Source organism: Epilithonimonas lactis (assembly GCF_900110605.1).
Lineage (GTDB): Bacteria > Bacteroidota > Bacteroidia > Flavobacteriales > Weeksellaceae > Epilithonimonas > Epilithonimonas lactis.
The window spans coordinates 941,914-967,133 of sequence record NZ_FOFI01000001.1; the positions used below are offsets into that span (position 1 = coordinate 941,914).

The following is a 25,220-nucleotide window of genomic DNA, read 5'->3' on the forward strand; positions in this document are numbered from 1 at the left end:
TATTTATTCATCAATCTACTTATGAGATGATGGTCAATATTTGAGAGTCATTATAGCACATTCAATTGCTTTATATTGATAAAAAAGAGAATATATTTTTTATTATGTATTTAACTACGTAGTTTTGTACATTAAATTGATTTATTATGAACTTAACAATTATAGAACTGGATGATAGCTACATCCAACAGGTCACAGACCTCATTTTGAATATCCAGCAGAATGAGTTCAATATATCGATCTCTATAGAAGATCAGCCAGATCTTTTAGCAATTGAAGACTTTTACTTTGCCAAAGGAGGAAATTTCTTTGGAGCTTTTGTACGTGACCAATTGGTTGGCACGATCGCACTGATCAAGTTCGATGAAAATTCTGGTGCTATCAGAAAGATGTTCGTGAAGAAGGAATTTCGAGGTAAAGAATTGAATATCGCGCAAAATTTGTTTAATGTTCTCATTGATCAATGTAGAAGGAACAATATCGAAAATGTTTTATTAGGAACCGTCTCTGTCCTTAAAGCTGCTCAACGATTCTACGAGCGCAACGGTTTTGGGAAAATTGAGAAAGTCAAGCTTCCCGACAGATTCCCCATAATGGGCGCAGATGATGTTTTCTATTCACTTAAATTAAAATAGAATGAATGTTATCAATGAAGCTGGTGTTCTTGCACTATCCACAAGATTGCAAAGACTAAGTGATCAATTGCGTAGAGATGGTGCACTTATCTATAAAAGCTTCGACATCGAGTTCGAACCAAAATGGTTTCCTATCATCTTTGTATTAGCTCAGAAAGAATTTCTAAGTGTGGTTCAGATAGCTGGTGAGATTGGATATACCCATCCATCAACTATCAGTATGCTTAAAGAATTAGAGAAAAAAGGTTTGGTCACCTCAAAGAAAGATAAGCTGGATGAGCGAAGACGCCTGGTGCTACTTACGACAAAAGGTATTGGATTAGTTGGCCAGATCCAACCTGTTTGGGAATTGATATCAAGTGTATTGGAGGAGATCTCAGATAATGGAAATCACCTTTTAAAAGCTATTGAAGAAGTTGAAGCAAAAATTAACGATCAAACTTTCTACCAGAGAGCATTGAAACAGAAGAATTCTAAATGATGGCAGAAAAATGAGCTCTTGTTTTCTAATCAGGAAATGACCCTTTAAAAATTCTATTATTTTTGTGATTACGAATACGAAAAAAAACAGAATTTGCCTTTTGGACTTTCAATAAATTATCTAGTCTTTTTCGTCTATAAAATAATAGAACGGTCCAAGGTTAACTTCTAATTGTTGATCTTCATTTCTTGTCCCGCTAGCCTAAAATGTTACGTATCAATCAGTCATTCCTGGAATTCACAGAGAAATTGTATCAAGCTCAGGAAAGAAAAGAAGACTTGACCCCAAAAGAGTATGAGTCAGGTGAAACGATCCTAGTTCAAAATGATCAGGCGCTAAAAGTATTCCTTATAAAAGATGGGATCACTAAATGTTAGGTTAGCGAGGAAAATGGCAAACAATATATCCTGGAATTTTTGGGCCAGGGGCAAATTTTGGGAGAGATCGAATGTATTAAGGATCTGCCATGTCTATGTAGTGTAGAAGCGATGAATAATGTATCCGTATATGCATTTTCAATTCCCTTTTTTCGGGATCTGTTAGTAAATAGTATCAAATTGAATGAGCTGTTACTAGATATTTTTGCCGAGCGTCTGTTTAATACTTCCAACAAATCCTCGTTTCAGCAATTATATACTTTAGACCATAGTGTTCGTAGGCTTTTAAGACTGCAATCTACACAAAATATGAATTTGTCTAAAGACGATCTTGCAGCGTATCTTAGAGTCTCCGTTCAAAGTTTGAACAGAAGTCTCAAAAAAAAAATAGAGCAGGCAGTATCATGATAAATTGATAGTACTAGTTATATTTTGTAAAGTTTAAATGATACTAAAACGTCTATCAGTATTTTGTTATGGAAGCGCGCAGGAAATGTGAAACGTTTGAACATCTTCGTACGAGTCAAAATATAATTCCATTCAGACTATATCAATTTAGACGCATCTCATGCCTTAGTAATTGATCTATCGAAGGCATTTAATTTCTTTATCATATTATTTGAAAGTCAGATAATTTATTCCAACAGTGATCTCACATTAAAAAAAAGCGTCTCAAAGATATTTTTTGAGACGCTTTTTTTTATTTTTTAAATTTTGCAAAAGACTGGTAGACCGATGGTTCACGTTGTATTTCCAAATCCAATAACAACTGTTCCCATTCCAGAACGTAAGGTTGCTTGAGGGTAACATTCATAAAATGCTCAATATCTTCATTCCATACCTCATAAACAAAAAATTCTTCGGCTTTTTGAATATTCTGATGAATAGTGGCGTGAACGAAATTTTCCTGCTGACTCACCGTTTCAAAAAGGTCCGCAAGGGCTTTTTTAAATTGTTCGTAATTGTCAGGTTTTGCAGTAAACTTGATCGCTAATGTAAATTGTTCCATTTTTTTAGGGCTTAAAATTTAATTTTATAATAAATTCCTTCCAGAATCATATTATTTCCTTTGCAAATTTACAACTCAATTGTTTAAATTTGTAACAAAGTATCAAAAAGTAACTGTAACATTCGGATAACTAGGTAACATATGTAAGGTGATAAACTCCTGACCAGCAAGTGTGATGAACATGTAAGAGTCATATCCGATGTAATGTATGCGTTGGGCGGAAAGTGAAAAATTTCCGTTTCAGCATTCCTCCGCTTCAATGAGACAAGACGGTTCCCATATTTATTGAAAGCGATTATCAGGCCTATTCCACGCAGACAAAGCAACACATATTGTGCAATGCATCGAGAAAACTGAGGTGTTAAAAAATGAAAAGGCGATTTAGGATTTAATTTTTAACCTGGATCGCCTTTTGATTTTATTTCTGAATCTGTCAATTAAATGATTGCCTGAATTGGGCCGGAGTCATAGAGGTTTTGGTTTTAAATAGTCTGCTGAATGACTGCGGATATTCAAAACCCAACTGATAGGCAATTTCAGCGACTGATAGATCTGTTGTCGACAATATCTCTTTTGCTAGCTCAATGAGTTTATTGTGGATGTGTTGTTGGGTATTCGATCCCGTTAACGACCGGAGCATATCACTTAAATAGTTGGCTGATACATTCAGTTGCTCTGCGATATACTGAACAGAGGGTAAGCCTTTCTGAATAGCCTGTTCATTATTAAAATATTGATTTAATATATCCTCAAACTGTTGAATGAGACCGTTATTCAAAGCTTTTTCCGTAATAAATTGTCTTTTATAAAATCGTTCGCAATAAGTAAGCAAAAGGTCAATTTGTGAAATTAACACATCGTGACTGAAATTATCAATCCTGCTATCCAGCTCCTCTTTAATGATATTAAATACAGAGAATATTGTTACCTTTTCTTTTTCGGAAAGATGCAATGCTTCGTCTGTAGCGTATGTAAAATAATTATATAGCTTTACTTTTTTGGCCAAAGGATAGGACAATAAAAAGTCAGGATGTATAAGCAAAATATAACCTTTGCTTTTATTGTTTTTAGGTTTTTCAAATAGCTGTCCGGGAGCTGTAAAAACCATCCCGCCTTCACCGAAATCATAATGACTCTGTCCATATTTTGCGCTCCCAATAGTATCTTTATACGCTATCTTATAAAATTCCATTACCATAAAGTCGGGCAGAATATCCTCAGGCATCGACATTTCTTCTAAGGAAATAAAACTGATTAAAGGATGTTCAGGTTTTGTCAAACCAAATTTATGATGAAACTCGGACAGCGAACTGAACTTATGGAATTTGTTCTTTGTATCTTTCATAATGGCCAATTTTATATTTCAGGCTAGCGTTTAGCTAAATTATTTATTGGTTGTATACTTCTGCGAATTCTTTCGCAAAATCATTAAGTTTTATCACGCCTAGCTTGGGTTTGTTCAAGTAGAAATCTTGATACAGACTTCCATCAGCCTGTGCTTTCTGCATCGCTATCATACCTTGTACAATCCATTCATTGACTCCTGCAGAAAGCATCTGATTACGCAATTCTTCTGCCGGGATCGTTCTCCACTGTAGATCTGTATTTCCGATCGCTTTTCCTAAAGCATCTGCAATTTCGTCCGGCGAAACTTCATCACTTGCGACATACTGTATCGTTCTACCAGCAAAAGGTCTTTCCATTTCATCTGCAATGGTTGTTGCTATATCTTGAGGAGAGACCCAGGGTTCTTTTATGCTGCCGCCATAACTTTGGATAATAGCTCCCTGAGATTTTATCATTGGCATCCATCTGTAGGTATTGCTGAAGAAACCTACGGGGCGAATAAATTTTATGGAAAAACCTTCTGGTAATGTCCGCAAAATATTTTCTACATTGTGATGTACGAGAAGGCTTCCTGTACCTTGCTCCGAATGGGCACCAACACTGCTTAGGTGGATGATATTTTTTACTCCGGAACTTTGAATAGCATGCACATAATTTGCAGCTATTTTTTTGAATTGTTTTAAGAAGTCAATATCCTTATCGAAGATACTTCCAATTCCTTCCCAAGCTTCCATCAAATAGACCGCGTCGGCACCCTGAAAAGTTTCCGTTAAAAACTTAACGTCCTGAATAGTTCCAATAGCAGGCCAAGCGCCCAATTTTTGTATTTCAGCTTTTCTTTCAGTTTTACTGCTGATGAGTGTTACCTGATGCCCTTTTGCTACCAATAATTTTGTAAGTGGTTTTCCTATGTTCCCTAAAGAACCTGTTAATACGATATTCATTGTACTTATATTTATGAATACAAAATTGCGGCAACCACAGGAAATAGAAATAACAGAATCAGGGAATTGATTAACATAAATGGGGCAATTTTTCTAAATTTGAATGGAAATATCTATTCAATGTTAGATAGCTAGATAATTTGATCTGAATCGCAAAATAAGTTCACTCACAAATGAAAGGTTAACTATACAACTAAAAAAAGGAGAAGTGGCATTTGCCGCTTCTCCCATTTTAATGCTTTAAAATCTGAAGATTATTTTAAGAGGTAGTTGAGGTAACCACCATCGGCCACGATCTCGGTACCAGTGATAAAACTTGCAGAATCAGATGCCAGAAACAGCACGGTTTGCGCAATCTCTTCCGGGCGACCCAATCTTTGCAATGCTGTAACACTTGCAAAATAGTCTTTGATTTCTGGGGAAACTACACTATTCAATCCAGGCGTTTCCGTTGAGCCAGGACTCACTATGTTAACACGTATCTTTCTGCTTGCTAATTCGTTTGCAGCAACGTGTGCAATTTTATTGATCGCAGCTTTTGTAGCTGAATATACAATTGCGCCAGCATTTGCAGCCGTAGCTACTGTAGAGGATGTTAAAACAACTGATGCTCCGTCAGCTAAATGAGGGATTAGTTTTTGTAGGGTAAAGAAATTTCCCTTAACATTGGTGTTAAACTGTGCATCAAAATTCTCTTCGGTAACTTCTGCTATCGGCTCAAATTTTCCGATCCCGGCATTTAAAAATAACACATCCAATTTATTTCCTGTTTCAGCGATTGTTTTTTCCAAGATTGCGATCTCGCTGATTTTTGACGTGTCCGAGATCACTGTTTTTAAATTAGGATTATTGATCTCCGTAGCAGCTTTTTCTAAATTGCTTGCACTTCGACCAGTGATCCATACTTGTGCTCCTGCATTGATAAAAGCTTTTGCTGTTGCTAATCCAATTCCAGTAGTTCCCCCGGTTATTACAATATTTTTATTTTCAAAATTCATAGTAAAAAAATTATTTATGCTGCAAATTTACGAGGAAGTAATTAATTTCAGTAACTTTGTAACGTAAAGTAACAGTAACATTTGAGTAACCAGATAACATTATGATCGGAACAAAAGCAGTAGCAGAACACAAAAGAGAAATTATGGCAGTACACGATGCGATGGATGTCCTGAATGGTAAATGGAAAATATCTATTTTATCTTCTATTTGCTATTATAACAAAAGAAGATTTTCTGATATCTTAAACGATGTAAAAGGAATTTCTAACAGAATGCTAAGCAAAGAATTGAAGGAATTGGAAATCAACAAACTTGTTACACGGACTGTTTTGGATACTCAGCCAATTACAGTTCAATATGAACTTACAAAATATGGTCTATCGTTGAAAACTATTATAAATAATCTAGCAGATTGGGGAATAGAGCATCGCAAAATGATAACTGGTAAGCAGGGAGAGTAATGATCATCATTTTCTGAGATTTTTTATTTAATTTATATAACCACCATGTGATGGTAGCATTATTTTTTATTTGAGTTGCTTTAAATCATAAATGAATTAATTTTATAAAAGGATTACATGTTGATTTTGGTCATTTATTTGACCGCCTGCTTGGGATTTGGCTTTTCTACCGTAAGGTCAAGCATAAATACCTTACTTCCTGTGAAGGGGTCGTAAGAAGGTCGATAATCAATATAGCCTGAGGCGTGCAGATTCTTCAGGCATTTATGATAGGTTGCCCTTGAATTTATCTTACTGATCGTCATCAGCTCATCTCGCGAGATGTTGATGGGATTTCTGAAGCGGCTGAAGTTCCAGTATTGGAATAGTGCAATATAAAGACTGATATGTGTAGGTTTGAGCATCTTGTCTTGGGATACCTTTTGAAAGAAGCCTGTCAAGTGTTTGATGTAATACATTTGTTTGCTTTTTATGGTTTTACTAAGTAAGTTGGGGAATATTCTGATAGGGTTACATCCTTATATTTTGTTATTAAGGACGGTCTCTATATCCTCATATTTGTAATATAGTGTACCTCCGACCCTGGTATAGGATAATGTGCCATTTATACGAAGATTCTGCAATGTGCCAGGTGAGATCTTCAGGAGTTCCCTGACTTCTGAAGATCGCAGCCATGACCTTGTATCTTTGGCTTTATTATTGAAAAGGTCTTTGATCTCAGCCAACAACTCTATCTTGAATTCCTGGAGGTCTTCTTTTGTGATGATGTTTAATTCCATAATTGATTTTTTTGTGATTGATTTAATATTTGTAATGATCTACCATTTAAAATTTTAAGCTGGAGGACCTTTGTAAAAGTAGATCTATTGGATCTGAAAAGGTCACATTGAAAGTTTGTCGTACGATATGGCACCTGCTGTCGTAGCTGCATCTGATCAAGGTTCCAATTGGTGGATTTGTTTTTCTTTTGAAAGATGAACGATATCAATATCCGTCGTTATCCAAAGAAGGGTGAAATATCTTCCTATCACCTATTTAAATTGATCTTTCAGTATCGACATATCCTCGCTTACTTTCTTATCCAGGATCTTCGCGTAATGCTGAGTGGTCTTTATGTTGGTATGGCCGAGCATCTTGCTCACTGTTTCTATAGGGACGCCATTGGACAGCGTGACAGTGGTTGCGAACGTATGTCTGGCAATATGAAATGTCAACTCCTTATTAATTCCACAGATATTTGCGATCTCCTTGAGATAGGAATTCATTTTCTGATTGCTTAGGACAGGAAATAGGATGTTTTTATTTACGCATTCGGGATGGTCATCGTATTTTGAGATCAACCGCTCTGCGAGAGGTAGTAAGGGAACTCTAGTTGAAGTATCGGTCTTTTGACGATTGGTGAATATCCATTTGTCACCGTCTATTCCTACATTGATGTGGGATCTCGATAATTTCTTTACATCCACATATGCCAGTCCGGTATAGCAGCTGAAAAGGAAAATATCACTTACTTGCCTCAATCTGTCGGATGCAAATTCCTTTTCAGAGATCGTCTGGATTTCTTCCTTGGTAAGATATGCACGATCAACTACTTTAAGCTTTGCCTTGTAGCCTAGAAAAGGATCTTTAGAGAGCCAGCCATTCGCCATACATAAACGAATGATCTTTTTGAAATTCTTGATATACTTTACCGCTGTATTGTTTGCACATTTACGCACACTGCGAAGCCAGAAGTCATAATCCATTATGAAAGCATGGTCGATCTTGGTAATGTCAATATCAGACATCTTGTATTTCCAGTTAATGAATTCCTGTGTATGTTTCAAAGATGTCTTGTGCCTTTCCAATGTTCCGGGCGCAAAATCCTGACCTACAAGCGCTTCCACTTTATCATTGTGGTCTTGAAAAATAGGAATGAGCATTCGTTTGGAAACATCGGTTCCAAGCAGTTTAGATTTTAAACTTTCTGATGTAACAAGGTCTTCTTCTTTCAGCATCAGGTAATGAGAATCGTAAACCTTTTGTTCGAGAGTTTTGAGATAGCTGTTCAGTGTTTTCGCCTCTAAGGAATTACCTACTGCTTTGTGTGCCTTATTATCCCATTTCTTTGGGTCAATATATCTTTTGGCTGTGATATCCGCTGCTTTGCCATCGATAGTTATACGCAAGTAGATGGGAGCGGTTCCGTTTGTTCTGATTTTACCCTTTTTTACAAAGAATAAAAGATTGAATGTTCTGTTCATGATATGGCAACTTTAAATGTTTGATAATTTAATTTTTGTTACCACTTTTTGCAAGATGTACAACCGTTAGATTGCCTATTGGTCGGGTTTCCTTCAGTTTTCCATGACCCATTTTAAAAATTTAAGAATGGGTCACGGAATAGGTCTTATAATTCGTGACCTATCTTGATTATTTTTGATACCGGCGTAAAACAAAAAACGCTGTAAACCTCGATGTTTACAGCGTTTCAGCTTATTTTGGTGTCTCACCTGGCGGAGAGAGAGGGATTCGAACCCCCGGACCTGTTACAGTCAATAGTTTTCAAGACTATCGCAATCGACCACTCTGCCATCTCTCCAAACTTGCTACGACATTGTCGTTTTCAGTGGTGCAAATATAAAACGCTTTTACTTTATGACCAAATTATTTTTACGAAAAAAGTTTAAATCTTTCGTTATCAAAGGGAAAAATTAATTCTTCACCATTTGAAAGCCTAAAAAAACCATGAGTAATCCTACTAAAAGACTCAATAGCGCATATAAAATCAAAATACTGTAGTTGCCATTTTGCCAAAGCGAGAAGTTCTCAGCCGAAAATGTGGAGAAAGTAGTGTAACCGCCACAGATTCCAGTGATCAAAAGATATTTGAGTGAACTGTCAATTTTTAGAAAATAAGCCGACAAAATGCCAATCAGAAAGCAACCGGAAATGTTCACCACAAAGGTTCCCATCGGAAAAGCATTGATATGCCACAACTTCTGTGTATAATTTGATATCAAAAAACGCATGACGCTTCCCAAACCGCCGCCCAAGAAAATATAGATAAAATTTCTCATTAGGCTAAATTATGAAAACTGAAAATTAAAATGACAAAGATTGGTAATAATGTGCTTAAATGATTATTTATAAGTTTACGATCTCATCAGCAAAAACCTTCCATTGCGTTTTGGACATTCCGAACATGCCGCCAGCGCCAATCAATAGATTTCTGATCTTGCCAGTAAATTTGGTCTCCATGTTGGGCGTTTCGTTTCGGCCGTAGATTCCAATTTTTATAAATTTTGAACCTCTCGTGATCCTAAAATTAGAAGTTGAATCTTTGGAATAGAAATGTGCAATATGCCTGTTGCTATCTTGTCCTGGAATGGTCGTCGGTTCGCAGATCATCGTGAGACTTTCTTCTTCGCCCACAGCAAGGTCTTGGTCGGTTATTTTTGTGATCTTTACCCAGTCATAGCCGTTTGATTCGGGATTTCCAGGTCCGGGAATCCTTATCCTGATGAGGTTGTTAACTTTCGGATTGTCATTGATATGATTGCCGGAAGAATCAAATAGTTTAAAATCTGCTGACTTTTTTTTGCAATAGTTTTTCCAGTCGTTGATGTTTAAAAATCTCTTTTTCAATTCTTCATAGGCAAGTTTTGTGGATTCAGAATTGTCAAATATCTTTCGGCTTTCGGAATCATGAAAGCTGCCGTGCGTTTGCTCTGGAATGCCTGGAATTAGTTTTGGTTTCATGGCTTTAGTTTCGATTTTAAATAAAAAAAATTCTGGGCGAGCCAGAATTTTATGATGTTATTTCGCTTTAGAATTCAGATTGGTATCGGCGATGCTTGTTAGCAATTCGTCGCAGCCTTTCTCTTCTTCTAGTGTTTCCAGTAAATTTTTCAGGCATTTTTTTTCTTTCAAAACTTTTGCGAATGCTGCCAATGTGCCGTAAGTGGCAATTTCGTAATGCTCCACTTTCTGAGAAGCTGCGATGATCCCTGCATCTCTCACGCTTCCTGGCTCAGTTTCTTCGATGATGCTTGTTCCCTCGTCCAATAGACCTTGCATGGCGTCACATTTTTTTGCAACTGCTTTTTTACCGAGTGCTGCGAAGCAATCTTCCAATCTTTTGACTTGATTTTTGGTTTGCTCAAGATGGTCGCTGATCGCATTTTTCAGTTTTGCATCCGTTGCATTTTTATGCATTTTCGGTAATGCTTTTACTAATGCTTTTTCTGCCCAATAGATATCCTTCAAGCTATCTTCGAAAAGGTCTTCCAGCTTTTTGGCTGCATCCTTTTTGGCAGGTGTTTTCTTTGTTGTTGCCGCTTTGGAAGTTGTGCTTTTTGTTACCGTTTTTTTCTTCGCTGTACTTTTTGCAGCTGGTGCAGTTTTAGTTGCCATAATATGTTTGTTTTTGATTTGTGATGTCTTACTTTCAACATGTATGCCAATAGTTGCTAAATTTAATTATTTGATTTTTAATTATTTACAAATTCACTGGTTTCGTTATATTTTTAATTATAAGATTATCATTAATAGAATTTTTTATTCATTTTTAAGCCTTTCTAATAATGATGTTTAGAATATGCTCACGGAGCTGTTGACTTTTTTCAATATTATTTTTATTTGTAAAAAAAATGTACATGCATCGATTTAAATTCTAACTTTGATGAAAATTAATATTAAATATTTGATTGTCAGCACAAAACACCAGAGATGAAATTATATATAAAGTACATGGTAAGTCTCAGGTGCAAAATGATGGTCCATCAGGAACTGGAAAAATTAAATATTACAAATGCTATCGTAGATCTTGGATTGGTGGAAATTCCCGAAGACCTGAGTTTGGAGATAAGAGAAGAATTGAAAATCAATCTGCTGAAATCTGGCCTGGAATTATTAGACGACAAAAAGAGCATCTTGACCGAAAAGATAAAGAACGTCGTCACCGAAATGATCCACCATTACAATGAACTTCCAAAAGAGAATTTCTCAGATCACATCAGCGAAAAGCTGGGTTATGATTATACTTATCTTGCCAACACGTTCTCTGAGGTCAAAGGCATTACACTTCAGCAATTTATCATCATCAATAAAATTGAAAAGATAAAAGAGCTGCTTTTGTATAATGAACTGAATTTGACCGAGATATCCTATAAGCTCAATTACAGCAGCGTCGCGCACCTATCCAACCAGTTCAAAAAGGTCACTGGATTTTCACCGTCTTATTACAAACAACTTAATCAGAAACGCCTGGATAATCTGGAAGATCTGTAAAAAAAAGTGTGATATATGTAATTATATTTAGGAATACTGTAATAATGTTAGAATATGTTTAACCGAAATTTGTCATTGTGATAATCATATCAACTAGAGTTTCATTGACCGCTAAAAAACACACGATGATGAATGGTAACCAAGACTCAGTTATCATAAGATCACTGACTTAAGATCGAAGAGGAGAGAATATCTTTTCGCAGGTTTTAATATAAAGAACAGCAGCTTCGGCTTCCTGTTCTTTTACTTTTTGCATCAATTGTTTGTAATATCAATAGAAATCTCAACATAAGATGATCAAAGTAGTATGAACCAATTAATTATCTTACCTTTGTTTTATTATTTATAATTGTGAAGCTGCTGGATTATTTTATTGATTCAATCGCCATTCGCCTCACCTTAAAATTTTTGCTGTAATTAATGGCTTACGGCATTTTATCTCTCACACTATATGAATGCACTAGCATTAGATTTACCTACAGATTCTTACTCAGAATTTCTGGAACGTTTCAAAACTTCTATCTCATCACTTTTTCAAAAAGAAAATATTGACCAGCTCAGCCTTTCGCGAGGTTTGCCGCCCAATGTTTGGAAAGAGATCTTCAATTTGAAACCGTTATCTGTTGCTATTCCCAAAGAATTCGGTGGGAGAGGTGTGAAGGTGAAGGAGTGTCTTGGCATTTTGTCCGCTGCTTCATATGAGTCTTTGCCTTTGTCATTGACATTCGGGATCAACATTGCACTTTTCCTGGAGCCTTTGGCAAAATATGGGAATGAGATCATCAAGGGTGATATCTTCAAACATTTCTTAGATTATGGCGCAATGGGTGGTTTGATGATCACCGAGCCAGATTACGGAAGTGATGCCTTGAGCATGAGAACTCAAAATCAATTGATCGATAACGAATATCACGTAAAAGGAACAAAACACTGGCAAGGTCTTACAGGATTGGCCAATTACTGGTTGATCACTTCCAGAAACGCCAATGCAGAAGGCAATCTGGGAAGAGATGTAGATTTCTTCATCGCAGACACGCACAAGCCAAATCAAAATATCGAGGTTCTAGAATATTATGACAATGCGGGATTATATATGATTCCTTACGGTCTTAATAAAGTAGATGTCAAACTTCCTCAGGAAAATAAATTGATCCCAGAATCTACCGGATTAAAATTGATGCTGGACGTACTTCACAGAAGCAGATTCCAATTTCCAGGAATGGGAATGGGATTCCTAAAAAGAATGATGGACGAGGCAACCACACATTGCAAAGAAAGAATCGTTGGAACTTCCAATCTTTTTGCTTTGGACCAAGTTCAGTTCCAATTGGCGAAAATGCAGTCTTATTTCACGCTTTGTTCAGCAATGTGTGCGAAAAGTTGCAAAGTGAGCGGAATTGAAAATGACGTTTCAGGAAGCGGCGTTCACGCCAACAGTATGAAAGCGTTGGTGACGGATATGATGCAAGATTCTGCACAGATGTTGGTTCAGCTTTCTGGCGGGAAAGGTTACAGATTGAGCCATATCGGTGGACGTGGCATTATGGACAGCCGTCCGTTCCAAATCTTCGAAGGTTCCAACGAAATGCTGTACACGCAGATCTCAGAAGGCATCTTGAAAGATATGAAGAAGAAGAAAACTGATAACTTGGGAGATTATCTTGCCATCAACGAGTTGACTGCCAACGCTTCAAAACTTTATAAGAAGGAATTTGATTTTACGATTGGAAGTCCGATCTCTCAAAGAAAAATGATCGATCTTGGTAAAATTATCGCAAGAGTTGTAACCGTCAATGACCTTTTGGAATTGAATAACGAAGGTTTCAGCCAGCAATTGACAGATAACTCTATCGAAATGGTGAGACAGGAGATTGTAATGTTGTCGGCATCCTTGCAAAATCATCAAAACATCTCTGCTTTAGAAGATTTAGGAAACAGTGATTGGATGGCATTTGCGTAATTTCAATAATTAAAATATAATGACCTCAAGGCTAAACGTTTTGAGGTCATTTTTTTATTAATAGATTCTCAATAATCTTTGGATTTAATATTAATTTGAAAATCAATTAATTAAAATAGTGTTTGTGTCATATTAATGTTGTATATTTGCATTATAATTTACAAACAGAGGTTTCTGCCTTGCTTTTTCTGTCACAGTTTAGAATACCAATTTTACTCCCTCCCAGTTTTCGCTTACAGTACCAAACTTCAAATTTTAATTATAAAATTGAATATGTTGTTGACCTCGATTTTAAAATTATAAAAAAAACCATAGCTCTGGTGGAAAGGAGTTATCATCACAACAAAAATATTAATATAACACTAGAATAATTTATGGCAGATTCTTTCTCCAAAAAAGAAAATTTTAAGAAAAAAATCGCAAAACAAAAAGAAAAGGCAATACGTCGTGAAGACCGTAAAAACAACAATGACAAAGGAAAAGAGTCAGAGTTCATGTACGTAGATGCTTATGGCAGACTTACTTCTACACCTCCAGAGGAAAGATTAGAAGTTAATTTGGATGACATCCAATTAGGTGCAGCGCCTATTGAAGCCGAAGAAGCTGTAAAAACAGGAATTGTAACATTCTTTAGCGAGAAAGGTTACGGTTTTATCACAGAGGATGGTAACAAAGAAAACGTTTTCTTCCATAGCAACAATTGTGTGCACTTGGTGAAAAAAGGAAACAAGGTCTCTTTCGAAAAAGAGAGGTCGCCAAAAGGTTACTCCGCTATCAACATTCAACTTATCAAATAGATAATTTATAACAACAATTTTTTAATACCATTACAATGCAAGAAGGCACAGTAAAATTTTTCAACGAAACAAAAGGTTTCGGATTCATTTCTCCATCAGCTGGAGGAGACGACATCTTTGTACATTCATCAGGTCTAGTTAGCAGAAACATTCGTGAGAATGACAAAGTAACTTTTGAAGTACAAAAAGGACAAAAAGGATTAAACGCAGTTAATGTAAAACTTGCGTAAGCATAAAAGTTTTTCCATTGAAAATGATAAGCTCTAATTAATTTTAGAGCTTATTTTTTTTGGCTTTATTTTGGATTGATGACCATTATGGACGAAAACTTACTCGGAATTATCGCAGGTATCCTGACATCGGTCGCAATGATGCCACAACTCATCAAAGTCATTAGGGAAAAAAACGTAGAAGACATTTCGGTAATGATGCTCTTGGTCCTGATTTCCGGACTTTCACTTTGGGTCTGGTACGGAATCTTGAAAGACGAATTACCGATTATTTTGTCTAATGGATTTTCAGTCTTGGTCAATTTGACCTTGTTGACGTGTTGTCTAATCTTCAAAAATAAAGATTAAATTACATAAATTTCAGAATCGGTGAAGACAAAGTAACTTCCTTTCTTGGGAATGTTTTTCGTGTCCAATCCCGTAAATTCGCTGAAGGCAGGTAACAATAATTGTTTTGAAGTCTGGGCGAAACAGGGGAGTTTTATTCTTTTTACAGGAGAATTAATAACAAAACCCGGATGAATATGTCCCGTAATCTGAAATTTTGGATTTGACCGGTCAAAGTCGTGGACAAAAGCAATGTCATCAATTTCCAAAGAAGCACTTCTCGAATCCAAACATAATTTCTTTTCCAAGGTTTTCGAAATCCTGTCGTGATTGCCTTCTACGAGACAGAACTTAATCTCTGGATATTGATTTTGCCACGCGCAAAATTCATCTACATCAGAATTATTTCCTGCGTGCAACAAATCGCCAACGATAATAAATCTATCGGGCTGGAAATTTTCAATTAAAATAGATAAACGCTCCAAATCATTTTTCATAATATGATTGGCCAAAGCAATTCCGTTTTTACGGAAATGAGCGGTTTTTCCGATATGTAAATCTGAAAAAATTAAGGCTTTTTCTTTTTCCCAGTATAGCGCGCGTTGATTAGTTAAGGTAAAAATTTCGTTATGTATCGTAATATCTTTAGTCGCTATATTCATTTAAATTTATCATTTTTCATTCTGCAATAACTTAATTTTTTTAATATCGGCAACGTTGAAATTCCTTTGGAATGACAACTTTACGGATATCTTTCGACTCAATCGTCTTTAATATTTCTACCGGATTGTTTAATTAATTTTTGAATTCTCGCATCGAGATTTTCACTCGTCAAAGTCTGTCTTAAACTGTCAACTTTAATCGGAAAACTTAAAGGCGTAAATTTATTGGAATATTTTAAAATAAACTTCGATTTTTCAATCCTTTTAAAAGCTTCGACCAATCGCTGTTCCTGCAACTGCATATTAAAAACTTCCGTATAGGCCTGTCTCACGAGAAAATGATTCGGGTCGTAATCTTCCAGCACTTTGAAAATCAATCCGGCTGAACTTTGTAAAGCTTTATTCGAACGTTGCTGTCCAGGGAAATTCTGCACGACCATTCCCGAAATCACCGCAATATCTCTGAATTTGCGGCTTGCCATTTCCGCTGAATTGATACTCGAAATCACATCAACCATCAGATTATCTCTGGTCAGAATTCTATCTAAATTATCTTCAGTCACAGGAATTTCTTTGTCGCTGAACAATTCAAAACCGTAGTCATTCATCGCCATCGAAAAAGAAATCGGAGCCAGTTTTGAAATTCGGTAGGCAATCAAAGCCGCCATCACTTCGTGCACCAAACGCCCCTCAAATGGGTACATAAACAAATGATAACCTTCGCGGTTTTTAATTAATTCAATCAAAAATTCATCTTCTCTTGGAATGTGAGAGCGTTTTTCCTGATTCGCCAAAAGTGGATGCAGAAACTTCAGTTCCTTCTCAGACGCTTTCGGGTTTAATGCACCGGATAGTTTTTCTCTTAAAAAATGACCTAGATTGGAACTTAAAGGCAATCGTCCGCCCAGATAACTCGGAGCCTGCGCTTTTCCTTTGGAAGCCCGCACGAAAACGGTCATATCTTTAATCATTGCCACCTCTAAAACACGACCGGCCAGAATAAATTTCTCTTCTTTTTTCAGTCTTGAAATAAAATATTCCTCAACCATCCCGATGTAACCGCCGGAAATAAATTTCACTTTCAGCATCGCATCGCTTACGATTGCACCCATATTCATCCGGTGGAGCATTGCAATTTTTCTGGAAGTCACTTTGTGCAAACCGTCTTCCATAACGACGACCTTGTGATATTCTTCGTAGCTTTTTAAAGCACTTCCACCAATCGTGAGGAAATCAATCATCGCTTTCCATTCCTCATCTCTGATTTCCTGAAAAGTATAGACTTTTTTAATTCTTTCGTAAACTTCGTTCGGTAAAAATCCATCGCCAACCGCCAAAGTCATCAGAAACTGAACCAAGACATCGAAACACAAAACCACAGGTTCTCGAGGCTCAATCACTTTCTGTTTTACGGCTTCTTTCAAAGCCGCAACTTCAATCAGTTCCAAAGAATGCGTGGGAACACAGAAAATTTTTGAGGTTTCAAAAGGGGAGTGGCCGCTTCGTCCGGCACGTTGCAGAAATCTCGCAACGCCTTTCGCAGAGCCGATTTGAATGACTGTATCGACAGGTTTAAAGTCAATTCCCAAATCCAAAGATGACGTTGAAACGACGGCTTTTAACTTTCCTGAACTTAAATTTTCCTCAATCCAAATTCTGAGATGCGCATCAATCGAACTGTGGTGAATAGCGATTTGTCCGGCAAAATCAGGATAGGCATTCAGCAGAAGCTGATACCACATTTCACTCTGGCTCCTCGTATTCGTAAAGACGATGGTCGATTTTGATTCCAAAATAATCGGAACCACTTTATCGGCTAATTTTTGTCCGAGATGCCCTGCCCAGGGCAAAAGTTCAACTTCATCCGGAAAAACCGAAATGATATCGATTTTCTTAAGTTCTTTCGCCGTAATTTTTGTCTTCTTAATATCATAGGGAATCAAAACATCCTGCGCTTCATCAAGATTTCCGATGGTTGCGGTAATTCCCCAGATTTTAAGTTTCGGAACATAATGAAAGAGTTGTGAAATCCCCAATTCGACCATCACGCCCCGTTTTGAACCAAGCAATTCGTGCCACTCATCCACTGCAACGCAATGCATATTGGTGAAGAACCGCTGATGATTTTTCTGTCCTAAAAGTAAATGTAAACTTTCAGGTGTGACCACTAGAATTTCAGGCATATTTTTTACCTGTTGCTGCCGGACTTTCGGGTCGGTGTCGCCATTTCTCACGCCAACTGCCCAATCTAAACCAATCTCATCAATTGCTTCCTGCATTGCCTTGGCTATGTCTTTGGAAAGAGAACGAAGAGGCGTAATCCAAATCATTTTAAGCCCCTTTTTGTACTTGTCAGGATTTGTCAGAAAATCTGAAACCAAAGCTAAAAATACAGAAAACGTTTTGCCAAAACCGGTCGGAGCTACCACCATTCCGCTATAGCCACTGCTAAATTTCTTCCAGGTATCGACCTGAAATTTAAATGGCGCGTTGCCTTTTTCCATCATCCAGTTCTGAATGATTTTAAAGCCTTCGGTATTTTCGTAGTTGCTCATTTTTTACTGCATAATATTTCACCACAAAAGTCACAAAAGAAAAGTTTTAATTAATACTTATTAAAGTTCAAAAAAGCCTTTTGCATCAGCTTTTTTGAACTTTTGATTCTCATTAATCAAAACACAAAAAACTTTTGTGACTTTTGTGGTTAATTTTTTCCGTTATTGTATCAATTTCTTAATCTCTTCAATATCATCAATATCATTCACGGTTTTGTCTTTCCGCCATCTTAAAATCCTTGGAAAACGCAATGCCACACCACTTTTGTGTCGGTTACTGAAGCCAATTCCTTCAAACGCAATCTCGAAAACCAACTCGGCTTTCACAGTGCGGACGGGTCCGAATTTTTCAATAGCATTTTTATTGACAAATTTGCTCACTTCCATTATCTCTTTATCCGTCAATCCCGAATAAGCTTTGGCAATGGTAACCAATTTATCGCCACTTTTCACGGCAAAACTGTAATCGGTGTAGTAGGCGCTTCGTCGTCCGCTTCCTTTTTGGGCGTAAATCAGAACTGCATCAATCGTCAACGGACTGATTTTCCATTTCCACCAGTCGCCTTTTTTCCGTCCGGAATGGTAGTGTGAATTTTTCTGTTTCAGCATTAAGCCTTCACTATTGATTTCCCTCGAATTTTCTCTGATTAAATCTAATTTGCTCCAGTCTTCAAAATCAATGGCCTGAGAAATTTTAATGTTTTCTGGCGCTTCATTTAATAATAATTCTTCCAACATTGCTCTTCTGGCGGAGATAGGTTTTTCCCTTAAGTCAGTTCCTTCCAGTTCCAAAATATCATATGCAAAAACTTCAATCGGAATTTCGGCGAGCATTTTTTTAGTTAAAGTTTTACGGTTCAAACGTTTCTGTAATTCATTAAAGTTTAAAACATTACCTTCCATTACCGCAAGTATTTCTCCATCTATCACAAAGTTGCCTTTCATCACTTTCACGGTCTCGGCAATTTCAGGAAATTGCTCGGTAACCAATTCTTCACCACGCGACCAGATGAAAACTTCATTATTTCGTCTGATAATTTGTCCACGGATTCCGTCCCACTTGTATTCGATGAGCCATTCCTCAGGTTTTCCCAAATCTTCCAGCTCTTTTTCAAGCGGATAAGCCAGACAGAAAGGGTAGGGTTTTGAATTGTCGGGATTGATATTTTCAGCAGAAATCAGTTCATGAAATGAAACTTCATCCGGTTGCCATTTTCCCATTAAACTGTGCATCAACGTGCTCGCTTCCTGTCCGGAAAATTTGGTCAGAGAATTAATCAGAGTCTTCGAGGAAACCCCAATTCTGAAACTTCCACCCAGTAATTTATTGAAAATCAATCGTTCCGTATAATCCAAACCGTTCCAGGAATTAAGAACAAATTCCTTTTTCTCAGCTTCGGTTTTCGTTTTAAGTCCGATGATTTCATTCATCCATTCAGATAAAGTTTTCTCTATTTTTTCAGTTGGTGGCGGAAGAATCAAGGATATCGTTTCACCCAAATCGCCGACTGAAGAATAACTTTCCTGGAAGAGCCAGAATGGCAGTTGGGTAATTTCCAACGCCCATTCTTTCATATAGTTGGTGTTCACATTCCGCTTAGGTCTTTTCCCCGTAAACAGGGCGATGAACCACAATTTATCATCATCAGGTGCACGCTCAAGATAATCGATGATGGCATCGATTTTAGCATTGGTTTTATTCGTGCTTTCGAGAGCATTGATGAGTTCTGCGAAATTTTTCATTTCTTATCTTTTGTTTAATTTGGGCAGCTGTATCCGCCTTACGTTCTCAATCTTTTTTTGCAAGACGTTTTGTCTTTAATTGAAGTTTCATTTTATGCAAAAAAAGGATTTACACTCAAGTCGGGCTGCGAGCAATTCGATGTTTAAAAATTAACAGGTCGTTCCTACGGAGCTATTATAATTCTTGTTCTAATCTGCTATTAGCAGTTCGCTCCTACGGAGCTGTTAAATAATATTCAACATTTTTCAATGTGATATCTGTTTTTGAAGTTTGCTATCAACCTTGTCAAGGTTATTTAGAATCAATCATCATCTTTTACAACTTCTTTTTCAGTTACCTCTTCATCATCGTCGCCATACAAAGTTTCCACAACATCAGATTTAATTCCCAATTCATTTAAATATTTAGAAAAAACTTCGGTTTGTCCGTGCGTTACGTGGACTATTTCTGCTTCCGTTGCTTTGATGGCCTGCAATAATCCTTTCCAGTCGGCGTGGTCGCTCATCGGAAAACCTGCATCCATACTACGCCACCTTCTGGCACCACGAACCTGCATCCAACCGGAGCAAATTGCAGTTGCTGCATCAGGAATTTTCTTGATGACATTGCTGTCCAACAAAGCCGGAGGAACAATCACAATATCGCCCGCAACGTGTTTAATGCTTTCCCTGAAATCGGGAACTTCATAATCAGGAAGCACGATGCCGACTTCTTCAAAGGCTTTGTTAAGTTTGCCAATCGAGTAGTGAACGTGGATTTTTCCCATTCCTTCTACGGCTTTCATAATTCTTTGTGCTTTACCCAAAGAATATCCGATGAACACAGAAGTCTTCTGATTTTCCTGATTTCGTAAAACCCAATTCTGCAGTCTCTTATTTAAATCCGGAACTTCGAGCCAGTTGTAAATGGGAAGTCCGAAAGTACTTTCCGTCACAAATTCATTGCATTTTACCAACTCAAACGGTGTACTCAAACCATCATCCTGAACTTTATAGTCACCTGAAATCACGCTCACATAACCTTTATATTCCAAGCGAATTTGTGCCGAGCCAATGATATGACCAGCCGGATGCATCGAAAGTTTGACACCATTAATGTCTAAAACCTCGCCGTACTGCAAGGTCTGACATTCTATGTCCGGAGAAATTCTTTGATGTAAAATTGGTTTTGTAAAATGGTGACAAAGGTATTTTTTCATTCCCCAACGCGCATGGTCGGCGTGTCCGTGCGTGATGACCGCATAATCTACAGGTCGCCACGGGTCAATGTAAAATTTTCCCTGCGGACAGTAAATACCTTTGTTTGTGAATGTGATGAGTTTCAAAAGTGCGATGATTAGTGTGTCTCTGAATATTCAAAAACCTAACCAAATTACTTTTGTTCAAGACTTTTCTGCAAATCACTCCACGCACCGCCGTTGTATACTTTTTTGAATCCTTTTTCCTTTAAAATAGATTCCACTTTTACACTTCGCAAACCGTGACTGCAGACTGTGATATACGTTTTATCAGGGTCAAGTTCAATATATCTTTCACGGATTGTTCCTAAAGAAATATTCTGTGAACCAGCGATATGTCCAGTTTCAAATTCTTTTTCTGTTCTTACATCTAAAATTACAGCTCCGTTTTTAATCAATTTGTCTAGACCATCGTCCAAAGTCTGATATTGATAAACTCTGTATACAACATAAATCAACAAGATTACTCCGCAGAAAATCAAGATATTCTTCATAGTTTGCTCAGGATTTTTTTATCGATATAAAATGTTCCGAACGGAATGATGCAAGCCAAAAGAACTTTCCAGGTTGTTTCTTTAAACTTCCAGTTTTGTTCGACGCCAACACTTAACGTATTGAATAAAAAAAGCAGAAATAATGAACCGTGAATTGGGCCCATCATTTTGACGAAAGCAGGATTATCAAATCCATATTTTAAAGGTACGGCGATAAATACCAAGGTTAATAACGAAATCCCTTCAAGAATGGCAATGATTCTCAGGCGTCCGATTTTTGTTCTAAATAAATTAATCATAATTATCTGAAATAAGGTCTGTTGGCGAGCGGTGAAAATGGCCACGGAATAGCGATGAAAATTATCACTAAAGCGATAACGAAGTAAATTAATATTGTCTTAAATTTCTCCCTGTCATCGGTCTTTCTTTTTGAAATGGAGGAACCAATGGTAATTAGAATAATGGAAATAAGCATCAGTGAAATGTGAATCAATCCGAAAAAAAATAAGTCAAAAGATTCTCGGGCTTCGGTGAAATTCTTCCAAAAATATTTGATAATGGGACTTTGAGAATATAAGGTGATTCCCAAAACCAGTTGAATATGTGCAATGGTCGCCGTCCAGTGTCTGACGGAATCTTCTGTTTTTGAAAAGATTTTATCGGAAAAGTAACCTTGATAAGCTCTGAAAATCGAGTAGAGCAAACTCAGTAAAACCAGCCAGCGAAATATGGAATGGAGAAATGTAAGCGTTTGATACATTGTTTAAACTTTAATATAGCAAAGATAAAGCAGAAACATACTAATTAGTATGTTTTTAAAGAAAAAATTATTTCAGGCTTTCAAAATAATTCTTAAGTCCTTTTAAATAAATAAGATATACAGATTTTGAATTTTCAAGTTTACCTAAATTCCGTACACCCCAATATCCCGATATTACAAAAACAGCAACCTCTTTTGCGTTTACGTCAGATTTTAAAACTTGTTCCTTCTTAGCCTTTTCAATGGCATCGATCATTGTTTTTTCCCAGTCGAGGGAGAGGTTATTTAAAACTTTTGTAAAATCAATATTCCACGGCGCCATTTCCTGAGTGAAATTGGAGGCCGGACAGCCGTATTCCACTTTTAAATCTTTACTTTCCATCAGTAAATAATGAAGTAAATTATAAATCGTGTCCAAAGGATTTCCCTCAGTTTGAAAAGGCTGGATGAAGTTGTTTTTAAAATTGGGGATCATCAGTTCATTGAGAATCGCCAGACCCATTTCATCTTTGATTTTAAAGTGATAATAAAAGGCACCTTTCGTAACCTGAGTTGTAGCAATAATTTCATCAACACTTGTTGTCTGATACCCTTTTTGGTAAATCAGTTCAAAAGCTTTCTGAAGAATATTTAAGCGGGTTTCCTGAGATTTTTTCATAAAATACCTATTGGTCTGTTTTGCAAAGGAACAAAATTATTTATTTTCGAAATTTAAATTTCAATCAAAAAAAATCTCCAACAATAAATGATTATCGCTGGAGAAATTATATTCTTAATTTAGAAAATTAAATCGTCGCGTTTCCTTCCACTCCGTCAGAATTGTCGGTTTTATTTCCTGTGATTGCTGCTGTGGCGAAAGTAAGAAGACTTACCAATTTGCCGGCTTTCGTATCCCAATAATAAGTTTCTTTCGGCTCAACTCGGATGATGGAAACGTTGGGGTCATCTTTCCCGTCGAACCAGGCGTTTGCCATTGGCGACCATTTGTCCTCGATGGTGGATTTGTCTTTATAAATGTAAGCATCGCCAAAGATGGAAAGATATTCGGAATCGCTGTTGTTCATAAAATAAAGCTGAACGCGCTTGTCTTCTTTGATTTCGAAATTTTTGTTGCTCGTTTCACTGCTGATGAACCATAGATTTCCATTTTCGTCGGTTTCCTGGATTCCCATTGGTCTGGAGTTTACTGGCAATCTGTCCAACTCTGTACAAAACATACAGATTCTCGCTTTTTCCGACAGTTCCTTGATTTTTTCTATTGCTTCTTGGTTTGTTAAATCTTTTGTAGACATAATAATTTATTTTTTAGTGATTGATTTCTGTAGCAGTTACAAATAATGTGCTAAAAGATTTCAATCCTATTAATAATGAAATTTTAAAAGTTTTGATGATGGAATATTTATTGTAACAGAATCAGTAATAATTTTTCATTATTAATTTCAATTTTAAAAACTGAATTATGAGAGCAATCTGGAATGGCGCCATTGGCTTTGGACTTGTGAATATTCCCATCAAATTATATTCTGCGACAGATTCCAGCACTTTGGATTTGGATATGTTGGACAGCAAGGATTTGAGTAATATCAAATTCAAACGTGTGAACGAGAAATCTGGAAAAGAAGTGGTTTGGGAAAATATTGTCAAAGGTTACAAACTTGAGGACAAATATATTGTTCTTGATAAAGAAGATTTCGCGGCCGCAAGTCCGGAAAAATCAAAAGTTCTCAGTATTGCGCAGTTTGTAAAACAAGATGAAATTGATTCTGCCTTGTTCGAAACACCATATTTCCTTGAACCTCAAAAGAATGGCGAAGCGGCCTACAAATTATTATTAAAATCATTAATGAAAACCAAAATGGCCGGCATCGGTTCTTTTATTTTAAGAGAACGTGAAATCCTTTGTTTGATTCGGCCTTATGATGACAAAATATTGATGGTCAACAGAATGCGTTATCCCGAGGAAATGAGAAGCTACGAAGATTTGAAAATCCCAACTGGAAAAGCGCCGAAACCGGACGAACTTAAAATGGCTGAGTCCTTAATCAAATCTTTGGCAACCACTTTTGACCCTTTAAAATACAAGGACACTTACAACGCAGATTTATTGAAAATCATCAAGCAAAAGGCAAAAGGCAAAAAAGTGAAATTGGTGGAAGAAAAAGAACCAAAAGGAAAAACCACCGACTTAATGGCAATGCTGAAAGCCAGTCTCGAAGGCAAAAAGAAAAAAGCTGGATAAAAAAAGATAGAAGAAAAAAGAAAAAATATTCAGGCTTTAGAATTGAAATCATTTATAATTCATCATTTATCAATTATGGCTTTAGAGGATTACAACAAAAAAAGAAACTTCAAAGAAACTTCAGAACCGAGTGGAAAGGAAAAGGCGAGTGGTAAAAAACTGAAATTCGTGATTCAAAGGCACGCTGCGTCGCGATTGCATTACGATTTTCGATTGGAAATGGAAGGCGTTTTGAAAAGTTGGGCTGTTCCGAAAGGACCATCGCTGAATCCTTCTGACAAACGATTGGCGATGATGGTGGAAGACCATCCTTACGAGTACAGAACTTTTGAAGGCTCGATTCCGAAAGGAAATTATGGCGCTGGTGAAGTTGAAATTTGGGATGAAGGAACGTACGAACCCATCGAAAAAGTAAAAGGCAAAACAGATGACCTTGTGATGCGTGCCGAACTGCATAAGCAATCTTTGAAATTTATTCTTCACGGCAAGAAATTGAAAGGCGAGTTTGCATTGGTCAAAATCAAAAATCCGCAAGAGGACAACGCTTGGTTGCTCATCAAACATAAAGACGATTTCGCAGTTTCCGACGATTACAACGCCGAAGAACACACATCCAAAAACTCAAAAGTAACGGCTTACCTAGAAGGGAAAGACAGTAAAAAAAAAATACCGCCTCCGAAAGCATAAAGCAT

Annotated in this window: 30 protein-coding genes, 1 tRNA gene and 1 pseudogene; 12 read left to right on the top strand and 20 right to left on the bottom strand. The window is 36.8% G+C overall.

From position 1 onward, the window contains the following. Positions 1 to 146 precede the first annotated feature (146 nt). The 4 genes and pseudogenes from BMW39_RS04430 to BMW39_RS19470 form a co-directional block, all read left to right on the top strand. Positions 147 to 635 carry a GNAT family N-acetyltransferase gene (locus BMW39_RS04430; protein WP_034977711.1) on the top strand — a complete coding sequence of 163 codons (489 nt, stop codon included), beginning with the start codon at positions 147 to 149 and terminating at the stop codon, positions 633 to 635. A 1-nt stretch (position 636) separates the two neighbouring features. Continuing rightward, a complete protein-coding gene (locus tag BMW39_RS04435; protein WP_034977713.1) occupies positions 637 to 1,116 on the top strand; it encodes a MarR family winged helix-turn-helix transcriptional regulator in 480 nt (159 codons plus the stop codon). 206 nt (positions 1,117 to 1,322) lie between these two features. After that, positions 1,323 to 1,493, top strand: a complete 171-nt coding sequence (locus BMW39_RS19465) for a hypothetical protein (RefSeq protein WP_165569361.1) — start codon at positions 1,323 to 1,325, stop codon at positions 1,491 to 1,493. Between the two features lie 18 nt (positions 1,494 to 1,511). Continuing rightward, positions 1,512 to 1,901: pseudogene (locus tag BMW39_RS19470) on the top strand (Crp/Fnr family transcriptional regulator); the annotation flags it as partial. A gap of 292 nt (positions 1,902 to 2,193) precedes the next feature. On the opposite strand, the gene BMW39_RS04445 reads toward BMW39_RS19470, so the two are convergent. The 4 genes from BMW39_RS04445 to BMW39_RS04460 all read right to left on the bottom strand — a co-directional run bounded on the left by BMW39_RS04445 (position 2,194) and on the right by BMW39_RS04460 (position 5,791). Beyond that, positions 2,194 to 2,502, bottom strand: coding sequence for a putative quinol monooxygenase (locus BMW39_RS04445; RefSeq protein ID WP_034979773.1), 309 nt, complete (start codon positions 2,500 to 2,502; stop codon positions 2,194 to 2,196). Positions 2,503 to 2,935: 433 nt separating this feature from the next. Beyond that, positions 2,936 to 3,847 (bottom strand): helix-turn-helix domain-containing protein, encoded by a 912-nt coding sequence (locus BMW39_RS04450; protein ID WP_034979769.1) that lies wholly within the window; start codon positions 3,845 to 3,847, stop codon positions 2,936 to 2,938. A 43-nt stretch (positions 3,848 to 3,890) separates the two neighbouring features. Then, complete coding sequence (locus tag BMW39_RS04455) at positions 3,891 to 4,793, bottom strand: NmrA family NAD(P)-binding protein (RefSeq protein WP_034979767.1); 903 nt, start codon at positions 4,791 to 4,793, stop codon at positions 3,891 to 3,893. A gap of 254 nt (positions 4,794 to 5,047) precedes the next feature. Further along, positions 5,048 to 5,791 (bottom strand): SDR family oxidoreductase, encoded by a 744-nt coding sequence (locus BMW39_RS04460; RefSeq protein WP_034979764.1) that lies wholly within the window; start codon positions 5,789 to 5,791, stop codon positions 5,048 to 5,050. A gap of 143 nt (positions 5,792 to 5,934) precedes the next feature. Between BMW39_RS04460 and BMW39_RS04465 the strand changes: the two genes are divergently transcribed. Continuing rightward, positions 5,935 to 6,252 (top strand): winged helix-turn-helix transcriptional regulator, encoded by a 318-nt coding sequence (locus BMW39_RS04465; RefSeq protein WP_221406062.1) that lies wholly within the window; start codon positions 5,935 to 5,937, stop codon positions 6,250 to 6,252. 134 nt (positions 6,253 to 6,386) lie between these two features. Here the strand turns inward: BMW39_RS04465 and BMW39_RS04470 are convergent, their stop codons facing one another. The 7 genes from BMW39_RS04470 to BMW39_RS04500 form a co-directional block, all read right to left on the bottom strand. Next, on the bottom strand, positions 6,387 to 6,710 hold the full coding sequence (locus tag BMW39_RS04470) for a hypothetical protein (protein WP_175459324.1): 324 nt from the start codon (positions 6,708 to 6,710) through the stop codon (positions 6,387 to 6,389). A 60-nt stretch (positions 6,711 to 6,770) separates the two neighbouring features. Beyond that, positions 6,771 to 7,031 carry a helix-turn-helix domain-containing protein gene (locus BMW39_RS04475; protein WP_034979760.1) on the bottom strand — a complete coding sequence of 87 codons (261 nt, stop codon included), beginning with the start codon at positions 7,029 to 7,031 and terminating at the stop codon, positions 6,771 to 6,773. Between the two features lie 252 nt (positions 7,032 to 7,283). Continuing rightward, the gene (locus tag BMW39_RS04480) at positions 7,284 to 8,495 is read right to left on the bottom strand and encodes a site-specific integrase (protein ID WP_034979757.1); all 1,212 of its coding nucleotides are present in this window, start codon (positions 8,493 to 8,495) and stop codon (positions 7,284 to 7,286) included. Positions 8,496 to 8,745: 250 nt separating this feature from the next. Next, positions 8,746 to 8,833 (bottom strand) — tRNA-Ser (locus BMW39_RS04485). Positions 8,834 to 8,945: 112 nt separating this feature from the next. Continuing rightward, complete coding sequence (gene crcB / locus BMW39_RS04490) at positions 8,946 to 9,311, bottom strand: fluoride efflux transporter CrcB (RefSeq protein WP_034979754.1); 366 nt, start codon at positions 9,309 to 9,311, stop codon at positions 8,946 to 8,948. A gap of 67 nt (positions 9,312 to 9,378) precedes the next feature. Then, positions 9,379 to 9,993: a hypothetical protein gene (locus BMW39_RS04495; protein WP_051880096.1), complete on the bottom strand. Its 615-nt coding sequence runs from the start codon at positions 9,991 to 9,993 to the stop codon at positions 9,379 to 9,381. A 57-nt stretch (positions 9,994 to 10,050) separates the two neighbouring features. Beyond that, positions 10,051 to 10,647, bottom strand: a complete 597-nt coding sequence (locus BMW39_RS04500) for a YciE/YciF ferroxidase family protein (RefSeq protein WP_034979751.1) — start codon at positions 10,645 to 10,647, stop codon at positions 10,051 to 10,053. 315 nt (positions 10,648 to 10,962) lie between these two features. Between BMW39_RS04500 and BMW39_RS04505 the strand changes: the two genes are divergently transcribed. From BMW39_RS04505 to BMW39_RS04525, 5 genes are all read left to right on the top strand, one after another. Then, a complete protein-coding gene (locus BMW39_RS04505; protein WP_221406061.1) occupies positions 10,963 to 11,523 on the top strand; it encodes a helix-turn-helix domain-containing protein in 561 nt (186 codons plus the stop codon). Positions 11,524 to 11,974: 451 nt separating this feature from the next. Beyond that, on the top strand, positions 11,975 to 13,483 hold the full coding sequence (locus BMW39_RS04510; RefSeq protein ID WP_034979747.1) for an acyl-CoA dehydrogenase family protein: 1,509 nt from the start codon (positions 11,975 to 11,977) through the stop codon (positions 13,481 to 13,483). A 374-nt stretch (positions 13,484 to 13,857) separates the two neighbouring features. Continuing rightward, positions 13,858 to 14,280: a cold-shock protein gene (locus BMW39_RS04515; protein WP_034967718.1), complete on the top strand. Its 423-nt coding sequence runs from the start codon at positions 13,858 to 13,860 to the stop codon at positions 14,278 to 14,280. A 35-nt stretch (positions 14,281 to 14,315) separates the two neighbouring features. Beyond that, positions 14,316 to 14,510, top strand: a complete 195-nt coding sequence (locus BMW39_RS04520; protein WP_028123823.1) for a cold-shock protein — start codon at positions 14,316 to 14,318, stop codon at positions 14,508 to 14,510. A gap of 87 nt (positions 14,511 to 14,597) precedes the next feature. Next, the gene (locus BMW39_RS04525) at positions 14,598 to 14,858 is read left to right on the top strand and encodes a SemiSWEET transporter (RefSeq protein ID WP_034979807.1); all 261 of its coding nucleotides are present in this window, start codon (positions 14,598 to 14,600) and stop codon (positions 14,856 to 14,858) included. Here the strand turns inward: BMW39_RS04525 and pdeM are convergent. The 9 genes from pdeM to BMW39_RS04570 form a co-directional block, all read right to left on the bottom strand. Continuing rightward, the gene (gene pdeM, locus BMW39_RS04530; protein WP_034979745.1) at positions 14,855 to 15,499 is read right to left on the bottom strand and encodes a ligase-associated DNA damage response endonuclease PdeM; all 645 of its coding nucleotides are present in this window, start codon (positions 15,497 to 15,499) and stop codon (positions 14,855 to 14,857) included. The two genes, BMW39_RS04525 and pdeM, sit on opposite strands and share 4 nt — an antisense overlap. Positions 15,500 to 15,597: 98 nt before the next feature. Beyond that, positions 15,598 to 18,054, bottom strand: a complete 2,457-nt coding sequence (locus tag BMW39_RS04535; protein WP_034979742.1) for a ligase-associated DNA damage response DEXH box helicase — start codon at positions 18,052 to 18,054, stop codon at positions 15,598 to 15,600. 162 nt (positions 18,055 to 18,216) lie between these two features. Continuing rightward, a complete protein-coding gene (locus tag BMW39_RS04540; RefSeq protein ID WP_034979738.1) occupies positions 18,217 to 19,797 on the bottom strand; it encodes an ATP-dependent DNA ligase in 1,581 nt (526 codons plus the stop codon). A 302-nt stretch (positions 19,798 to 20,099) separates the two neighbouring features. After that, entirely contained in the window at positions 20,100 to 21,122 is a 1,023-nt protein-coding gene (locus BMW39_RS04545; RefSeq protein WP_034979735.1) for a ligase-associated DNA damage response exonuclease, read from the bottom strand. A 47-nt stretch (positions 21,123 to 21,169) separates the two neighbouring features. Continuing rightward, positions 21,170 to 21,529: a rhodanese-like domain-containing protein gene (locus tag BMW39_RS04550; protein ID WP_034979732.1), complete on the bottom strand. Its 360-nt coding sequence runs from the start codon at positions 21,527 to 21,529 to the stop codon at positions 21,170 to 21,172. Continuing rightward, complete coding sequence (locus BMW39_RS04555) at positions 21,526 to 21,828, bottom strand: DUF3817 domain-containing protein (protein WP_034979729.1); 303 nt, start codon at positions 21,826 to 21,828, stop codon at positions 21,526 to 21,528. The genes BMW39_RS04550 and BMW39_RS04555 overlap by 4 nt, the downstream gene beginning before the upstream one ends. Positions 21,829 to 21,830: 2 nt before the next feature. Continuing rightward, positions 21,831 to 22,289: a hypothetical protein gene (locus tag BMW39_RS04560; RefSeq protein ID WP_034979726.1), complete on the bottom strand. Its 459-nt coding sequence runs from the start codon at positions 22,287 to 22,289 to the stop codon at positions 21,831 to 21,833. A gap of 67 nt (positions 22,290 to 22,356) precedes the next feature. Beyond that, positions 22,357 to 22,947 (bottom strand): TetR/AcrR family transcriptional regulator, encoded by a 591-nt coding sequence (locus tag BMW39_RS04565; RefSeq protein WP_034979725.1) that lies wholly within the window; start codon positions 22,945 to 22,947, stop codon positions 22,357 to 22,359. Positions 22,948 to 23,074: 127 nt separating this feature from the next. After that, complete coding sequence (locus BMW39_RS04570) at positions 23,075 to 23,581, bottom strand: pyridoxamine 5'-phosphate oxidase family protein (RefSeq protein WP_034979721.1); 507 nt, start codon at positions 23,579 to 23,581, stop codon at positions 23,075 to 23,077. Positions 23,582 to 23,748: 167 nt separating this feature from the next. Here BMW39_RS04570 and ku point away from each other — a divergent pair, with 167 nt between their 5' ends. After that, positions 23,749 to 24,528, top strand: coding sequence for a non-homologous end joining protein Ku (gene ku, locus BMW39_RS04575; RefSeq protein ID WP_034967648.1), 780 nt, complete (start codon positions 23,749 to 23,751; stop codon positions 24,526 to 24,528). Positions 24,529 to 24,603: 75 nt separating this feature from the next. Next, on the top strand, positions 24,604 to 25,215 hold the full coding sequence (locus BMW39_RS04580; RefSeq protein ID WP_034979719.1) for a DNA polymerase ligase N-terminal domain-containing protein: 612 nt from the start codon (positions 24,604 to 24,606) through the stop codon (positions 25,213 to 25,215). The last annotated feature ends 5 nt before the right edge of the window (positions 25,216 to 25,220 follow it).

Coding starts and splice junctions, on each gene's coding strand:
- BMW39_RS04430 (WP_034977711.1), top strand. CDS start 147: ATGAACTTAACAATTATAGAACTGGATGATAGCTACATCCAACAGGTC.
- BMW39_RS04435 (WP_034977713.1), top strand. CDS start 637: ATGAATGTTATCAATGAAGCTGGTGTTCTTGCACTATCCACAAGATTG.
- BMW39_RS19465 (WP_165569361.1), top strand. CDS start 1,323: ATGTTACGTATCAATCAGTCATTCCTGGAATTCACAGAGAAATTGTAT.
- BMW39_RS04445 (WP_034979773.1), bottom strand. CDS start 2,502: ATGGAACAATTTACATTAGCGATCAAGTTTACTGCAAAACCTGACAAT.
- BMW39_RS04450 (WP_034979769.1), bottom strand. CDS start 3,847: ATGAAAGATACAAAGAACAAATTCCATAAGTTCAGTTCGCTGTCCGAG.
- BMW39_RS04455 (WP_034979767.1), bottom strand. CDS start 4,793: ATGAATATCGTATTAACAGGTTCTTTAGGGAACATAGGAAAACCACTT.
- BMW39_RS04460 (WP_034979764.1), bottom strand. CDS start 5,791: ATGAATTTTGAAAATAAAAATATTGTAATAACCGGGGGAACTACTGGA.
- BMW39_RS04465 (WP_221406062.1), top strand. CDS start 5,935: ATGGCAGTACACGATGCGATGGATGTCCTGAATGGTAAATGGAAAATA.
- BMW39_RS04470 (WP_175459324.1), bottom strand. CDS start 6,710: ATGTATTACATCAAACACTTGACAGGCTTCTTTCAAAAGGTATCCCAA.
- BMW39_RS04475 (WP_034979760.1), bottom strand. CDS start 7,031: ATGGAATTAAACATCATCACAAAAGAAGACCTCCAGGAATTCAAGATA.
- BMW39_RS04480 (WP_034979757.1), bottom strand. CDS start 8,495: ATGAACAGAACATTCAATCTTTTATTCTTTGTAAAAAAGGGTAAAATC.
- crcB (WP_034979754.1), bottom strand. CDS start 9,311: ATGAGAAATTTTATCTATATTTTCTTGGGCGGCGGTTTGGGAAGCGTC.
- BMW39_RS04495 (WP_051880096.1), bottom strand. CDS start 9,993: ATGAAACCAAAACTAATTCCAGGCATTCCAGAGCAAACGCACGGCAGC.
- BMW39_RS04500 (WP_034979751.1), bottom strand. CDS start 10,647: ATGGCAACTAAAACTGCACCAGCTGCAAAAAGTACAGCGAAGAAAAAA.
- BMW39_RS04505 (WP_221406061.1), top strand. CDS start 10,963: ATGAAATTATATATAAAGTACATGGTAAGTCTCAGGTGCAAAATGATG.
- BMW39_RS04510 (WP_034979747.1), top strand. CDS start 11,975: ATGAATGCACTAGCATTAGATTTACCTACAGATTCTTACTCAGAATTT.
- BMW39_RS04515 (WP_034967718.1), top strand. CDS start 13,858: ATGGCAGATTCTTTCTCCAAAAAAGAAAATTTTAAGAAAAAAATCGCA.
- BMW39_RS04520 (WP_028123823.1), top strand. CDS start 14,316: ATGCAAGAAGGCACAGTAAAATTTTTCAACGAAACAAAAGGTTTCGGA.
- BMW39_RS04525 (WP_034979807.1), top strand. CDS start 14,598: ATGGACGAAAACTTACTCGGAATTATCGCAGGTATCCTGACATCGGTC.
- pdeM (WP_034979745.1), bottom strand. CDS start 15,499: ATGAATATAGCGACTAAAGATATTACGATACATAACGAAATTTTTACC.
- BMW39_RS04535 (WP_034979742.1), bottom strand. CDS start 18,054: ATGAGCAACTACGAAAATACCGAAGGCTTTAAAATCATTCAGAACTGG.
- BMW39_RS04540 (WP_034979738.1), bottom strand. CDS start 19,797: ATGAAAAATTTCGCAGAACTCATCAATGCTCTCGAAAGCACGAATAAA.
- BMW39_RS04550 (WP_034979732.1), bottom strand. CDS start 21,529: ATGAAGAATATCTTGATTTTCTGCGGAGTAATCTTGTTGATTTATGTT.
- BMW39_RS04555 (WP_034979729.1), bottom strand. CDS start 21,828: ATGATTAATTTATTTAGAACAAAAATCGGACGCCTGAGAATCATTGCC.
- BMW39_RS04560 (WP_034979726.1), bottom strand. CDS start 22,289: ATGTATCAAACGCTTACATTTCTCCATTCCATATTTCGCTGGCTGGTT.
- BMW39_RS04565 (WP_034979725.1), bottom strand. CDS start 22,947: ATGAAAAAATCTCAGGAAACCCGCTTAAATATTCTTCAGAAAGCTTTT.
- BMW39_RS04570 (WP_034979721.1), bottom strand. CDS start 23,581: ATGTCTACAAAAGATTTAACAAACCAAGAAGCAATAGAAAAAATCAAG.
- ku (WP_034967648.1), top strand. CDS start 23,749: ATGAGAGCAATCTGGAATGGCGCCATTGGCTTTGGACTTGTGAATATT.
- BMW39_RS04580 (WP_034979719.1), top strand. CDS start 24,604: ATGGCTTTAGAGGATTACAACAAAAAAAGAAACTTCAAAGAAACTTCA.